At 67.3% G+C, this 15,747-nt stretch carries 7 protein-coding genes; 6 read left to right on the top strand and 1 reads right to left on the bottom strand.

The window, feature by feature from the left end; genetic code table 11:
• The first annotated feature begins 16 nt into the window (after nucleotides 1-16).
• The 6 genes from ACQPZ2_RS34465 to ACQPZ2_RS34440 are packed head-to-tail and all read left to right on the top strand — an operon-like array spanning nucleotide 17 to nucleotide 13,728.
• Nucleotides 17-1,678: an AMP-dependent synthetase/ligase gene (locus tag ACQPZ2_RS34465; RefSeq protein WP_433522237.1), complete on the top strand. Its 1,662-nt coding sequence runs from the start codon at nucleotides 17-19 to the stop codon at nucleotides 1,676-1,678.
• A gap of 49 nt (nucleotides 1,679-1,727) precedes the next feature.
• Entirely contained in the window at nucleotides 1,728-2,978 is a 1,251-nt protein-coding gene (locus ACQPZ2_RS34460; protein WP_433522236.1) for an NAD(P)/FAD-dependent oxidoreductase, read from the top strand.
• Nucleotides 2,975-3,580, top strand: a complete 606-nt coding sequence (locus tag ACQPZ2_RS34455; protein ID WP_433522235.1) for an SGNH/GDSL hydrolase family protein — start codon at nucleotides 2,975-2,977, stop codon at nucleotides 3,578-3,580. The genes ACQPZ2_RS34460 and ACQPZ2_RS34455 overlap by 4 nt, the downstream gene beginning before the upstream one ends.
• Before the next feature lie 28 nt (nucleotides 3,581-3,608).
• The gene (locus tag ACQPZ2_RS34450) at nucleotides 3,609-10,019 is read left to right on the top strand and encodes an SDR family NAD(P)-dependent oxidoreductase (RefSeq protein WP_433522234.1); all 6,411 of its coding nucleotides are present in this window, start codon (nucleotides 3,609-3,611) and stop codon (nucleotides 10,017-10,019) included.
• A complete protein-coding gene (locus tag ACQPZ2_RS34445; protein ID WP_433522233.1) occupies nucleotides 10,016-12,169 on the top strand; it encodes a beta-hydroxydecanoyl-ACP dehydratase in 2,154 nt (717 codons plus the stop codon). Before ACQPZ2_RS34450 ends, ACQPZ2_RS34445 begins: the two co-directional genes overlap by 4 nt.
• Nucleotides 12,166-13,728, top strand: a complete 1,563-nt coding sequence (locus ACQPZ2_RS34440; protein WP_433522232.1) for a PfaD family polyunsaturated fatty acid/polyketide biosynthesis protein — start codon at nucleotides 12,166-12,168, stop codon at nucleotides 13,726-13,728. The genes ACQPZ2_RS34445 and ACQPZ2_RS34440 overlap by 4 nt, the downstream gene beginning before the upstream one ends.
• Nucleotides 13,729-13,930: 202 nt before the next feature.
• Here the strand turns inward: ACQPZ2_RS34440 and ACQPZ2_RS34435 are convergent, their stop codons facing one another.
• Nucleotides 13,931-15,529 (bottom strand): alpha/beta hydrolase, encoded by a 1,599-nt coding sequence (locus tag ACQPZ2_RS34435; protein WP_433522231.1) that lies wholly within the window; start codon nucleotides 15,527-15,529, stop codon nucleotides 13,931-13,933.
• Nucleotides 15,530-15,747: the final 218 nt, after the last annotated feature.

The raw sequence follows: 15,747 nt of genomic DNA, 5'->3' as shown, positions 1-15,747 counted from the left end.
TGTGAATACAGTGTCAGTGACCGAGAACGGAATCGACCTCCCGGACGACGCGAGTTTGTACTCGGTGATTTCCGGTGCGGCCGCGGCACATCCGCAACGGCATTCGCTGTGCGGCGCGGACGGGACCCAACTCACCTGCGCCGAAGTGGACCGGCGCGCTCGGGCGCTGGCCTCGGCGCTGGCCGGGCGTGGCGTGCAGGCCGGGGATCGGGTCGCGATCCTCGGCCGCACGAGCCTGGAGTGGGCGCTGCTGGACTGCGCACTGCTCGCCCTCGGCGCGGTGGTCGTGCCGGTGTATCCGACCTCCTCGGCGGCGCAGATCGAGCACATCCTGCGCGATAGCGGCAGTGCCTATTTCGTCGCCGAAGACGAGTCCGATGCAGCGCGCCTGCGGGCCGCGGGTGCGGGCGAGGTCTGGACCTTCGCGCTGATCGCGGAGTGGACGGCCACCGAGATCGACGCGGATCTCGGTGCCCGCATCGCCGCGGTGCACGCCGATGACCTGGCCATGATCGTCTACACCAGCGGCACGACCGGCGTCTCCAAGGGATGCCTGATCACGCACCGCAATATGTTCGTATCCTCGGCCAATACCGTGCGCCGGACCGGCGAGCTGTTCGACGGCACGACCGTGCTCGCGCTGCCGCTTTCGCACGTCTTCGGCCAGACCATCCTGTTCGCGTGCCTGTTCGGCGGCAGCCGTACCCATCTGCTGCCCGGCATCCCGGACCTGGTTCCGGTGCTGCCGACGCTGCGGCCCACCTTCCTGGCCCTGATTCCCTACGGCCTGGAGAAGATTCGCAAGTACTGCCGAACGATGCTGTCCGGCACCGAGGAGCAGGAGGCGGTGGCGCGCGGCCTGGCAGTGTTGCGTGACCAGGCGACACCGGACCCGTCCGACCATCCGGTGGCGGCCGCGCTCGGTGGGCAGCTGCGCTCGGTCATCTCCGGCGGCGCGTCGCTCGACGAGTCGACGATCGGGTTCTACGCCGGATTCGGTGTGGTGCTGCTGAACTGCTACGGGCTCACCGAGGCGGCGACGGCCGTGACGGTCAGTGCCCCGGAAACCAATCGGCTCGGCACCGTCGGGCGACCGATTCCGGGCACTTCGGTCGCCATCGCGGAAGCCGATGGCGAAGTGCTGGTCGGCGGCCCGCACGTCTCGCCGGGCTACTGGGGTGCGGCGGCGGACCAGACCGTCGTGGACGACGAAGGTTGGCTGCACACCGGCGATATCGGTGAACTCGACGCCGACGGCTACCTGCGGATCACCGGGCGCAAGAAGGAGATCCTGGTGACCTCCGGCGGCAAGAATGTCGCGCCCGCGCCGCTGGAGGACCGGGTGCGGCTGCATCCGCTGGTGAGCAACTGCATGGTGGTCGGTGACGGCCTCGACTATGTCACGGCGCTGGTGACGCTGGATCCGGTGCAGGTGCAGCGCTGGCGCGGCGACCATCCCGACGGCGATCTCGAAGCCGCCGTGCAGTCCGCGGTCGACGACGCGAATTCCCTTGTCTCCCGAGCGGAATCGATCCGCACATTCCGAATTGTGGACGGCGACTTCACCGTTGACGACGGATTGCTGACCTCCTCGCGGAAACTGCGCCGAGCCGCGATCGCGGCGGCCTATTCCGCCGATATCGACTACCTCTACCCGGCACGCCAACCCGCGCGATAAGCGCGGCCGATCTCGAAATCGAATTCGACTACCGGAAAGTGATGCGAACATGTACGACGTCATCGTTGTCGGAACTCGGGTTGCGGGTTCCCCGCTGGCCATGCTGCTCGCCAGGAAGGGTTACCGGGTCCTCGCCGTGGACCGCGCCACCTTCCCGAGCGACACCCCCTCGACCCACTACATTCACCAGGCCGGACTCGGAATGCTGAAGTCGTGGGGTCTGCTGGACGAGGTGGTGGCCTCCGGCTGCCCGCCCATCCGGCACCTGAACTTCTCCTACACCGACATCGTCATCAAGGGCTTCGCCGATGTCGCGGCCGACGGCATCGACGCCGTGTACTGCCCGCGCCGCACCGTGCTGGACAAGATCCTGGTCGACGCGGCCGGCAACGCGGGCGTCGAGGTGATCCACGGATTCTCCGTCACCGAGCTGGTGTTCGACGAGGATCGGGTGGTCGGCATTCGCGGGCGCATCCGCGACGGTGCGGAACAGGAGTTCCGTGCCGGTCTGGTGATCGGTGCCGACGGATCGAATTCGACCGTGGCGAAGGCGGTCGGCACCGAGGTGTACGAGGGTTCCCCGGCGGCGTGCTTCGTCTACTACTCCTACTACGAGGGCGTCGACTGGGGTATGCAGCACCGCACCGGATTCGGCGAGCAGCAGTTCGCGTCGTGGCCGACCAATGACGGACTCGCGCTGGTCGCGGTGATGCGCAAGCGCGACCGGTTCCGCGACTTCCGCACCGATCCGGATGCCGGTGTACAGGAGATCGTCGACCAGATCGATCCGGAAATCGGTGCGCGCCTGCGGGATACGGGTAAGCGGGTCGAGCAGTTCCGGCCCATGCTCTACCCGGACAACTACCGTCGCCGCTCCTACGGCCCCGGTTGGGCGCTGGTGGGAGACGCCGGTTACCACAAGGATCCCTTCACCGGCTGGGGCATTACCGACGCCTTCAAGTACGCCCAGCTGCTGGCCGATCTGGTCGACGCGGGCCTGTCCGGCGCCCGGCCGCTCGATGAGGCGCTGGCCGAGTACCAGGTGGAGCGCGATGCACAGAGCGCGAGCACTTACGAACTGACACAGAGCATTTCGGAGCTGTCGCTGACGCCGTACTACGACTCGGTATTCCGCGCGACCAGCTATGACGAGGACTACTCGAAGAAGTTTTTCGGGCTGATCGCCGGAATCTACTCGCCGGACAAGTACTTCGGCGAGCAGGAGCTCACCGAGCTGTACGAGAAGGTCGACTTCCCGGTCGACGCGCGGCATGTCACCAACGACGGGGTGACGGCATGAACGGCCCCGGCCTAACCGCGTTGGGGGACAGCTTCGTCGAGGGCCGCGGTGACGCCGCGGCCGGTGGCGGCTACCGCGGCTGGGTGCCCCGACTGGGCGGCCAGCTCGGCCTGCGACCCGCTGCCGTGCGCAACTTCGGTGTGCACGGGGCCACGACCAGCATTGTGCTCGAACAGCAACTGCGCCGGGCTGTTTCGGCGCGATCCGGGCTCTTCGGTGTCGTCGTCGGCGTGAACGATCTGGTCAGTGACTTCGACCCGGACCGGTTCGAGCGCAATCTCGGCACCCTGTTCGGCACGTTACGTAGCACTGGCGTAACGGTTTTCACGGCAAGCTACCCGGACATTCCGGCCCGCCTGCCGGTGCCGGACGGCTTCCGTGCGCTGCTGCGGGAGCGGTTCGACTTCGCGAATACGTTGCTGGCCGCGGTCACCGCTGAAACCGGCACGCTGCTGCTGGATATCGCCGCCCAGGCCGAGTGGGAGCAGCCCGAGGTGTGGACCGCCGATGGTCTGCACCCGAGCTCGCTCGGTCATCACATGTTCGCCGCGGGTGCGGCCGAACTCATCGCGTCGCGTACCGCGACCACCGTCGCCGCCTGATTTTCCACCCGGTTCGAGAGGAACTTTCGTGACAGACGACAGACGCCTGGCGCGCAACCCGATCGCTATTGTCGGGATGTCCGGGCTGCTGCCCAACGCGCACAACCATCGAGAGTATTGGCAGAACATCGTCGACGGCGTGGACTGCACCACCGAGGTGCCCACATCGCGCTGGAGCCTCGACGATTACTTCGACGCCGATCAGGACGCGCCTGATAAGACCTACTCGCGTCGCGGCGCGTTCCTGCCCGATATCGACTTCGACCCGCTGGAATTCGGGCTGCCGCCCAATCAGCTCGAAGTCACCAGCACCATGCAGACGCTCAGCCTCGGTGTGGCGCGCGATCTGCTGATCGATGCGGGCGCGGTCGATTCCGCCTGGTACGACCCGGGCAAGACCGGCGTCGTGCTCGGCACCACCGGTCCCGTGCCGCTGATGCATCCGTTGGCGGCACGACTTTCGACACCGGTGTTGAAGGAGGCGGCGCGCTCGGTCGGACTCTCCGATACCGACGCCGATGCGATCGCCGACAAGTTCGTCGCGGCTTTCGCGCCGTGGGAAGCGAATTCGTTCCCGGGCCTGCTGGCCAATATCACCGCGGGCCGGGTCGCCAATCGCCTCGGCCTCGGCGGTATCAACTGCACCGTCGATGCGGCGTGTGCGGCATCGCTTGCGGCACTGCGGACGGCCATCGCCGAACTGCAGGACGGCCGGGCCGACATGATGATCACCGGCGGTGTGGATACCGAGAACACCATCTTCATCTACATGTGCTTCAGCAAGGTGGGGGCGCTGTCCGCGAACGGACAGATCAGCCCGTTCTCCTCCGATGCGAACGGCACGCTGCTCGGTGAGGGCATCACCATGCTCGCCCTGCGGCGGCTGGAAGACGCACGTCGCGACGGCAATCGGATCTATGCCGTCATCCGCGGCCTGGGTTCCTCCAGTGACGGCCGGGCGAAGAGCATCTACGCGCCGCGGGCGGGCGGGCAGCGGGTCGCCCTCGATCGGGCCTATGCCGACGCCGATTGCTCACCGGCGGATGTCGCGCTCATCGAGGCGCATGCGACCGGTACGCCAGTCGGCGACAAGACCGAGCTGACCGCGCTGAAGTCGCTGCTGTCCGACGCGACTTCGGAGCCTCGCTTCGCGGCGCTGGGCAGTGTGAAGTCGCAGATCGGGCACACCAAGGGTGCCGCGGGTACCGCCTCGGTCATGAAACTGGCACTCGCACTGCACCAGAAGGTGTTGCCGGGCACCATCAATGTCGACGCGCCCAATGCGGAGATCGCGCCGGATGACGCGCCCTACTACGTGAATACCCGGACGCGGCCGTGGATCCTGGATCCGCAGCGTCCGGTGCGCCGGGCCGCGGCCTCGGCATTCGGGTTCGGCGGCACCAACTTCCACGTCGTGTTGGAGGAGGCCGACTCCGGTCGCACCGAGCCGGTACTGCATCGCACCGCGCAGGCGCATCTGTGGCATGCGACCGATGTGGCCGGGCTGGTGGATGCGGTCCGCAGTGTGGATGGCGTCGACGGCGGCGATATTCCGGAGGACCACGCGCGCATCGGATTCGTCTCGGTCGACGATGAGAATGCCGCGCACCTGCGGGTGCTCGCGGTGGACGAACTGGTGCGCAATGCCGAGGCCGTGGCCTGGGATCACCCGGAGGGCGTGTACTTCCGGGCGGCGGCATTGCCGGAGCGCAAGATCGGTGCGCTGTTCGCCGGGCAGGGCAGTCAGTACGTCGATATGGGAGCGGATGCGGCACTGAGCAATCCGGCGGTGGGCGCGGCCTTCGATGCGGCCAATATCGCATTCACCGGCGCGCCGGTGCGGCTGTCTTCGGTGGTGTTCCCACCGCCCGCCTTCGACGAAGAGACATCGTCGGAGCAGGAAAAGTCTTTGCGCCGAACCGAATTCGCACAACCCGCGATCGGCGCGCTGTCGTCGGGGCAATTCAGGGCGCTGGCGGAGTGCGGGTTCCGTGCGAACGGATATCTGGGACACAGCTTCGGTGAACTCACCGCGCTGTGGGCCTCCGGTGCGGTCGGCACCGAGGACTTCTTCGCCCTGGCCCGGGCGCGCGGTGCGGCGATGACGGCGGCGGCCGGTGTCGAGGCCGGGACCATGGTGGCGCTCGGCGCGTCGAGGGAGATCGCCGAGGAACTGCTCACCGGTGTCGACGATGTGTGGATCTGCAACCATAATGCGCCCGATCAGGTCGTTATCGGCGGCGGGCCGGAGGGGATCGCCGCCGTGGTCGAGCGGGCCGGTGCGCGTGGGGTGGCCACTCGGGCACTGCCGGTTTCCGGTGCGTTCCACACGCCCTATGTGGCGCATGCGGTGGACGCCTTCGCCGACGCGACCGCTGCGGTGACGATCGGTGCGCCCGACGCGCCGGTGTATGCGAATACCCCCGACGCCCGCTATGGCGATGATGTCGCGGCCAATCGCGCGCTGCTCACCGGACAGCTCAGTAAGCCGGTCGAATTCGTCGCCGCGCTGACCGCGATGCGTGCGGACGGCTGCACGGTATTCGTGGAATTCGGGCCGAAGCAGGTGCTGACCTCATTGGTGCGGCGCACCCTCGGCGACGATGTCATCGCCATCCCCACCGATTCCGGTCCCATCGGCAATAGCGATCTCGCGCTGGGACGGGCGGCGATGCGGCTGGCCGTGCTCGGCTTCGGCCTGCACGGCATCAATCGGCACGCCGCGCCTTTGCCCGCATCGCGCACCTCGAATCGTGCGATGACCGTGACGATCTCGGCGCCCGAATATGTGCCCGAGACTCGGCGCGCGGCGTATGCGGCCGCACTCGACGACGGCTATCGCGTCAGTGTCGCCGCACCAACTCCTGTCGACACCGTCGTCGATCCTCAGCCTGAAACGCTGCCGGTGGCAGCAACTTTCGCCGAACCAACGGAGACGACTGTGTATCAGCCCTACGATTCGGGCTCGGACGCACTCGACAGTGCGCTCGTGCAGCACCTACAGACCCACCGTCAGTTCCTCGACGGGCAGCTGGATATGGCCCGCAACCTGGCCGGGGCGCTCGGCAACGGATCGCTCGACGAGGCGACCGTGCGGGCGATCGAAGCCGTGAAGGATCACGGTGTGGCGATCAGTGAAAGTCATTCGCGGGCAAGTGAAGTGCTCGCGCAGTTGGCCGAGCTGGAGGGTGGATTCGCGCCTGTTGCGCGGACGGCCGTGACGCGGCGGGTGGAGTCCACTCGGCAGACGGCGATCGAGTCGGCGCCTGAGCGTCGGCCGTTGGCTTCCGGGGGCGTCGGTACCTCTGGTGCTGCCGAAACCGATGCGACGCATTCGGGGATCTCCACCAATGGTGGACCGGTCACTCCGGAGTTCAACGGTGGCACTGCCGCTTCCCAGGTCAACGGTGGCGTTGCCGCTGCGCCCGAGTTCCAGGCCGATGGTGGCCTGGAGTCCGCGGCATCCAGCTCTCAGGCATCGACCGACGCACTGCTGAGCGCGTTGCGGGAGGTCGTCGCCGAGAAGACCGGGTATCCGGTGGAGATGGTGGATCCGTCGATGGATCTGGAGGCCGATCTCGGTGTGGACTCGATCAAGCGGGTTCAGGTGATCGGTGCGCTGCAGGAGCTGTTCCCGCAGTTGCCGAACCTCGGGCCGGAGCAGTTGGGGACGCTGCGCACGCTCGATCAGATCGCGGGTTTGCTGGGCGCGGATGCGGCGGCCTCGGCGGGGCCGGGCGCGCCTGCCGCGGCTCCTGGAACTGCTGGGTCGACTGCACCTGCGGTTGCCGGAACTGCTGCTGCTGCGGCACCCACGGCTGGTGCCGGAACCACTTCGACGGCCACACCCACGGGTGACGACCTGCGGATCGCGTTGCGGGAGGTCGTGGCCGAGAAGACCGGTTATCCGGTCGAAATGGTGGATCCGTCGATGGATCTGGAGGCCGACCTCGGCGTCGACTCGATCAAGCGAGTCCAGGTGATCGGCGCACTCCAGGAACGGTTTCCGGACTTACCCAGTCTCGGTCCGGAGCAGCTCGGCACGCTACGCACGGTGGATCAGATCGTCGACGAGCTCGCGTCGGTGGGTGGTGATGTCCACCCAAAAGCTGAGGCCGCGGCCGAAACGCCGCGGTATGCCGTCGAACTGATCACCCTGCCGTCGCTGGACCATGCTGTTGCCCCGTATCACGCGGGCGGTGCGGTCGCATTGATCGACCTCACCGGTCAGGCGGATGCCGACTGCGCCGCCATCGAATCCGTGCTCACCGAGCAGGGCTGGTCGGTGCATCGGACGGATCCGGCAGACCTGTCGGATCTCGATTCCGTCGATGTCTGCCTCGCGGTGCTGAGCTGTGAGTTCGCCGATTGGGAGGCCGCACAGCGGTGGCTCGGCGCGGCCGTGCTGACCGCAGGTCATGCGGTGCCGCGCTTGGCGAAGACCGACGGTCGGGCGGCGTTCGTCACGGTGACCCGGCTCGACGGTCAGCTCGGTTTCATCGGCACGGCGGGTCCGATCACCGCCTTGCTCGGCGGTGTCGGCGGTGTCGTGAAAACCCTTGCGGCCGAGCAGCCCACGCTGTTCTGCCGGGCACTCGATTTCGACCCGGAAATCACACCGGTGCGACTGGCCGAGCTGGTCGCCGCGGAGTTGCACGATGCCGCGCGTGACACGCTCGAGGTCGGTATCGATGCGGCGGAGCAGCGCAGGACGCTGGTGCCCAGTGCGCATGCGCCTGCCAGTTCGGTCAGCATCGTGCGTCACGAGCAGGGGCCGAGTGTGCTTACGGCACAGGATGTTCTGCTCGTCACGGGAGGTGCGCGTGGCGTCACCGCCACGTGCGTCCGGGCGCTGGCACAGCGGAGCGAGACGCGCTTCGTGCTCCTCGGTCGCTCTGAACTGACACCTGAACCGGACTGGGCTGCAGGCGTTTCCGATATCGAGCTCAAGGCCGCCGCGGTGCGCGCACTCGCCGGTACCGGAGCAAAGCCACGCGATATCGAGCGTGCGTGCGCCCAGGTACGGGCCAGCCGCGAAATCAGCGAAACGCTGACCGAATTGAGTTCGCGGGCAGAGTATCTGGCCGTCGACGCGACCGACGAAGCGGCGGTGCGCACCGCACTCGCACCGTGGCGCGACGCCATTACCGGCGTCGTGCACGGGGCAGGTGTGCTGGCGGACTCCATGCTCACCGACAAAACGGCCGAATCCATCGAGCGGGTACTGGATCCCAAGATCTCCGGGCTGGCCACCGTGCTGGCCGCACTCGGCGAACTACGGCATCTGGTGCTGTTCACCTCGGTGGCCGGACTGTTCGGTAACGCGGGTCAGGCCGACTACGCCGCCGCGAACGAGGCACTGTCTCGATTCGCGGTGAGCTATCGGCGCCGCCATCCCGACTGCCACGTCACCGCGATCGACTGGGGTGCCTGGGACGGCGGCATGGTGACGCCCGAACTGCGCGAGCATTTCCACGCTCGTGGCATCGCCCTGCTGGACCCCGCGACCGGTGCGGCGGCCTTCACCGAACAGTTCACTGCGGACCGACACGACGACGCGGTAGTACTGATCGGTCCTGCCGAAAGTCTCATGGGCGATACGACAGTCGATCCACCCGCGGTGCGGGCCCGGCGGATCATCACCGGGATCACCGACGATCCGATTATCCAGGCGCACCGAATCGGCGAACATATCGTGCTTCCAGCCACGTTCGGCATCGGTGCGATGGTGCACCTGGCCGAGCGCGGCTTGCCAGGCCGAATGGTCGTCGGTGCCAGGGATTTCCAGGTCCTCAAGGGAATCGTGTTCGATCATCCGGTGGACGAGCTCGAGATCGAACTCGTCCCCGGCGAGTCGGTCGATGGCATAGCGCTGGTCGAGGCGACTGTCCGCGGTGATGATGCGCTGCACTTCCGGGCGACGCTGCTGCTGGCTGCCGGAGCCGATCAGCCGCCGACCAAGACGATCCCGACCGGATCGGTCAGCGACGCGAATATCTACCGCGATGCCATCCAGTTCCACGCGCCCGCCCTGCAGGGCCTGCGCACGGTACTGGCGGCTTCGGACGAGGCGATCGTGTTCGATTGCGCCTTGCCCGCCGCGCGAGTGGCCGACGGCGCATACGCCGGTCGCCTGCACGACCCGGTCCTCGCCGACTTGATCCTGCAGGGCCCACCGGTGCTCGGCTACCGACTCCTCGGGGCGGCGTATCTGCCACTGGGTGTCGGCCGCGTGGACTACTACCGGCAGCTGCCGACCGACGAGCCGTTTCTACTGACGGTGGACAACCCGCGGCCAGGCAGCTTCGATGTCCGGATCGACGCCACCGCGACAACATCGGATGGGACAGTGCTGCAACGCTTCTCGGATGTCACCGTGGTGACGACGCCGGATCTGACCGCGAAATTCCAGGCTTCGGTGCGGGGGTGGCTGGCATGACGGTTATCGAGTTCGACGGCGTGCCGTTCGATCCGGTCGGCGGTGCTGCCGCCCGGGTCGCGTCGGCTGCGGTCCGCGAGAGCCCGGCAGTCGGCGAGAGCTCTGCGGTCCGCGAGAGCCTGGAGGTGCACGAGAGTTCCGCGGTCCGCCAAAGCTCGGCGGGCCACGAGAATTCGGCGGGCCGCGAAAGCCTGGCTGTACACCGAAGCAGGGCGGTGGACGAAAGCCCGGCCGCGCAGCAACGCCTGGCCGCGCACCGAACGTCTGCGGGCCATGAAGCGCCAAGGGGGCATGAACTGCCTGTGGTACAGGAAGTCACAATCTCGACGGCCACGGCGCAGGCACGTACGCAAACCCCGGGTCCGCTCACCGAGATCCGTTCGGGCGTTGTCGCCGCCCACCGCGCGGCGCTGACCGCCCAGGTCGCACTGCAACGGGCGATATGGCAGCGGACGGTGCACCCGCAGGTCCCGTCGGCGGACCAGGGCCACAGCGGCCAGTCCATTTCGAGCGCACGCATCACCGCCGCACCGGAGTGGACATTCAAGCCGCCGGTCCGCACCACCCGCACCAGCCTCGATCGAGCAGCGCTGGCACGCCTCACCGAGGGCGATGCCGTCGGCGTATTCGGATATCGGCGCGCCGGCGTCGAATCCGTGGCGCGACTCGCGGCGGCGGGCCCCTTGGTGCTCACCGAGGTCGTGGCCATCGAATTGCGCGGCGGCACCGGAAACGGCCGCTTGGTAGCGCATTTCGACGGCGATACCCGAGCGGCCGCAGTACAGGCGGCGGAGGTATTCGCACTGTTCACCGGCATGCAGTTGTGCCTCTCGCGGAGCACGCTGGTGAGCGAGCCGGGCACCATCGAAAGCAAAACTGGCACAGTCGAATTCGTGGTCACGGAAATCGACCTGGTGCCCCGGCCGCATGTCACCGGCACCGCGACCATCGCGGGTTCCGCTCCGCTGCGGGTCACCGTGACGGTGGCCGAACCGGCGGGCGCGGGCGTCGGCCCAGGTGCCGCCGTACCTGGCCTACTGCTCAACGAATTCCACATGACCCATCTCGCCCGCGGCGATCAAGCCATCGCCATGGGCACCGAATTCGCCGAATACACCGGCGTCCGGGCGACCCGCCTACCGACGGGTGGGCTGCTCCTGGTCGATCGTGTCATCGAATTCGATGGTGCCCGTGGCAAATTGGATGGCGCGACGTACCGCACCGAATACGACTCACCCGCCGATTCCTGGTACTACGGCGATACCGCCAACGAATCCATGCCGCATTTCGTGTACATGGAGATCTCGCTGCAGGCGGCACTGCTGATGGGCTACTACGCCGGTCCCACCCTCACCCAGCCGGGTGTCACCCTGAGCCTGCGCAACCTCGGCGGCACCGCCACCGTCCTGCGCCGGATAGATCTGCGGGACAAGACAATCGAGCAGAACTCGCGCCTGCTTTCGACGACGATCCTGCCCGGCTCGTCACTGCAGAATTTCGACTACACGCTGAGCGTGGACGGTGAACCCTTCTACACCGGCGAGACCATGTTCGGGTACTTCAGCGACGAAGCCCTGGCAAACCAGACCGGCCTGGACGCCGGACGGTCCGTCCCGACCTGGCTGGACGAGCATCCGCAAGCCACCCGCACCATCGATGTCGCCGCTCGCCGAGCGGATCCGAATGCCCGGCTGTGTGCCCGCCGCACCCTGGCACTGATCGACCGGATCGACGTAGTCGACGGCGGCGGAAAATACGGTGCGGGATATCTGCATTCACTGCGCGAAATCGACCCGTCGGATTGGTATTTCGCCCGCCACTTCCACCTGGACCCGGTGATCCCGGGATCGCTCGGAGTGGAATCGGTCATCCACGCCATCCAGGAGTGGATGCTCGATGCCGGATTCGCCGACACCATCGGCGATCCGGTCTTCCGCATCCCCGCCGATATCGCCTTCAGCTGGCGCTACCGCGGACAATTCCTGCCGACCGACGGAACGGTGCGGTTGGAGGCCCACATCAAGGAAATCCGCAGGGGCGCAAACGGTGTCACCGTCATCGCGGACGGTTCGCTGTGGAAGCCGGGGCTGCGCATCTACGAACTGGTCGATCTGGCAATCGAACTCGGTGAGCGAGAGGAGCGGCCGTGACCGCATCGTCAACCACCGTCGTCGCGGAAACCGCGGACGACATCACGGCCGTACTGCTCGACGTACGGCAGCCGTGCTGGATCGTGCGGCACGACGGCCGGGTGGGCGCGACCTCGGATGCCGCGGTCGCGGCGCGGTCGCAGGTGCTCACCGCGGTCGCGCCGCTGCCGCCGGAGTCGCTCGGGGACAAACAGTTCCACGCAACGCACGGCGTGCGCGCGGCCTATGCGGCAGGTGCGATGGCCAATGGCATCGCCGCTCCCGCCTTGGTTGCGGTGATGGCCCGTGCGGGCTACCTGGCATCGTATGGTGCGGCCGGGGTGACGCCCCCGGCCGTGGATGCGGCGCTGGCCGAACTCAGCTCGCTGGGAAAGCCCTTCGCCTGCAACCTGATTCACAGTCCCTCGGAACCGGCGCTGGAACGCGCGATCGTCGATTCCTGCCTGCGCCACGGCGTGCGCTGCGTGGAGGCCTCGGCGTTCATGGGCCTGACCACCGAGGTCGTGCGATACCGGGCGGCGGGCCTCGGCATCGACCGGCACGGCCAGATCGAGGTGCGCAATCGCCTGATAGCCAAGGTGTCCCGCGTGGAGGTCGCCGAACCCTTCCTGCGACCGGCGCCTATCGCTTTGCTCCGCCGACTGGTCGAATCCGGTGATCTGGCACCGGAACAGGCCCGCCTGGCCGAGCAGGTGCCGATGGCCGACGACATCACCGCGGAAGCCGATTCCGGCGGCCACACCGACCGCAGGCCACTGCTCGTGCTGTTCCCGGAACTGGTCGCCGCGCGCGATCGGATTGCCACCACCGTGCCCGCAGCGGCAGCGGTACGGATCGGTGCCGCAGGCGGCATCGGCACACCCGCCGCCGCGGCCGCCGCCTTCGCGCTGGGTGCCGCCTATGTGGTGACCGGTTCGATCAACCAGGCCACCTGTGAGGCGGCCCAGTGCGAAACAACCAAACAGCTACTGGCCCAAGCGGATTTCGCCGACTGCACCATGTCGCCGTCCTCCGATATGTTCGAACTCGGCGTCCAGGTCCAGGTCCTGCGCCGAGGCACCATGTTCGCCGCCCGCGCCCAGCGCTTGTACGACACCTACCGCGCCTACACCGGACTGGATGACATTCCCGCCGACCTGCGCCACGACCTCGAGGCCACCTTGTTCCGGCGGCCACTGGAAACGGTCTGGCAGGACTGCGTCACCTACTTCACCGAACGCGACCCCGGACAGTTGGTCGGCGCGGATGAAGATCCAAAACGCAAGATGGCCTTGGTATTCCGGTGGTACCTCGGGTTGTCCTCCGGCTGGAGTATCCGCGGCGAAGCCGACCGCACCGCCGACTACCAGATCTGGTGCGGCCCCGCCATGGGCGGCTTCAACAATTGGGTCGCCGGAACCTACCTCGCCGCCATCACCAACCGCCACGCAGCCGACATCGCCGACCAAATGATGCTGGGCGCCGCCTATCTCACCCGAATCGCCCAACTTCGCACCGCAGGCGTACGGCTACCAGCCGAATGCGCCCGCTTCGTACCGCGCCCCATCCAGCCGCGCTGAGGAGCGCAACAGGATCGCCGTTTGCGCGATCCTGCGTCGGATTCGGAATCACCACGGTCGCGTTGCATTTCGAGTCGGATGCAGATGCGGTGCGACCCAGGGGGAGGAGGTCCGTAGGTCCGCCCGCAGCCAAGCGGCGTGCGGCCTCGCGCAGGTGTCGCCCGGCCACCCAGGGGCCGAATGGTCTGCCCCGGTCCGGTTTTCAGCTCGGCGGGGCGGATTGGTCGGAAACGGGCTGGGTGAACGGTGGGGTGTCTTGCTGACAGACTGTGTGGGGTGGGGGGAGTACGCCTCGGACGACGTAGTTGCTTTCGTGGGCGTTCGCGCAACTGCTCAGGTTGTTCAGGGTGGTGTGCCCGTATCCGGCGACGGTGAGCAGTCGAGCGTTGCCGAGTTCGGCGGTCGTGGCCTGGGCGGCTCGATACGGGGTGGCGGGGTCGAAAACGGTGTTGACCGTGAGGATCGGTGTCTTGGACCGGTTCCATGGGCCGGTGTACCGGTGGGCAGCCTTTCCTGGCCAGGTGGAACACGCCTCGGTTATCCACGACCAGAAGGGCCCGACCGTCCCGGCTCGCAGAGTAGCGAATTTGGCCAGGGGGCCGTACAAGTGTGGATCGGGTGGGTTGGGGCTCTCGCTGCACACCAGCGCATAGACCTGCTCGACGCCCGAGTAGCTCTGCTGCTGGGCGGGCGCCGCCGCCGACGAGTCGCCTGCGGCGGATTGCAGGACCTCGCTCGTGACCGAGGTCATCGAAGCGGTGCTCTGCGGTGTCTGGCCCAGCCAGAGGTTCTGCAGCAGATCGGCCAGCGACGACCAGTTCGGGGCCGAGTCCACGGGATGAACCAGTTGCAGGGCTGCGCGAACGAGGGAGGCGGTGAAGGCGTAGGTGAACATGCCCTGCGGATGGGCGAGCAGGCGGTGCAGCAATAGCTCGTACTTGACTCGGGTCGCCCAGGGATTGTCGACCGCGAAGGGGCACGCGCTGCGGCCGGCTCGGCTGCACAGATCGAGGAACTGCTTCAGCGTCTCGGCCGTCCCCAGGTCGGAGCGTTCGCGCAGGAAGGTCGGCAGCGGCGAGATGTGGTCGTACCAGGCGGTGGGATCAACATTGCCGTCGAGCACCATCGCCCGCACTCGGTCGGGGAAGAGGTTGGCGTAAGTCGCGCCGAGCAGCGTCCCGTAGGAGGCCCCGTAATAGGTCAAGCGCTCGTCGCCCACGACCGCCCGCAGCAGATCCAAGTCGTGTGCCGAGTCTGTGGTCGAGACGAACCGCAGCAAGACCGGGTCACGCTGTTCGCAACCCCGACCCAGTTCGGCGTTGAGTTCGATCCACCGCCGCTCTTCCTCATGGCCGACGGGGAACCCTGCGGGCAACTGTGCGGACCAGGCCGCGTACTCCGCGGCAGTGGCGAAACATTGGACGGCGGTCGAGCGACCGAACCCGCGCGGATCCCAGCTGACGATGTCGAACCGTTCTCGTATCTCTTGGGGAAAGGACGGATACTCCCCGATGAACAGGTCGATAGCCGGTGCAGGCCCGCCGGGGTTGAACAGCATGCTGCCGATCCGATTCGCCGGGTCGGTTGCCAGGTGCCGGATGACCGCCAGCTCGATCGTGCGCACTTCCGGATGCTGATAGTCCAATGGTGCGGGCACGGTGGCGCATTCGAAATCGGGGGCGTCGGGGCACGGGGTCCAGACTGGAGCGGGCGGTACCGCGGGTGTCGGGTCCGGCGGCTGGGCCGCGGCGGGCGCGGCGCCGCAGGCCACGACCGCGACCGCGAATATGGATGTCAGCACACGTCGGGGGAAAAGTCGGCGGTTCGACACGGATCCTCGCTATCGGCACGGGGAAAGAGCGTGGCTGTATTGCAAGGAAACTTCGCCCACCGTAGTCGACCGTCCAGCAAATGATGGTTACGCAGACCCATCGGCGTGGTGTTCCTCGACACGCGGTGCACCCGCTTCGTGACGCGACCGATGGAGCGCCGATCGCCACATTGGGACCCGGCCAGTCG

The organism is Nocardia pseudovaccinii, assembly GCF_050942345.1.
In the GTDB taxonomy this organism is placed as follows: Bacteria; Actinomycetota; Actinomycetes; order Mycobacteriales; family Mycobacteriaceae; genus Nocardia; species Nocardia pseudovaccinii.
This window is presented reverse-complemented; position numbering and strand designations above follow the sequence as displayed.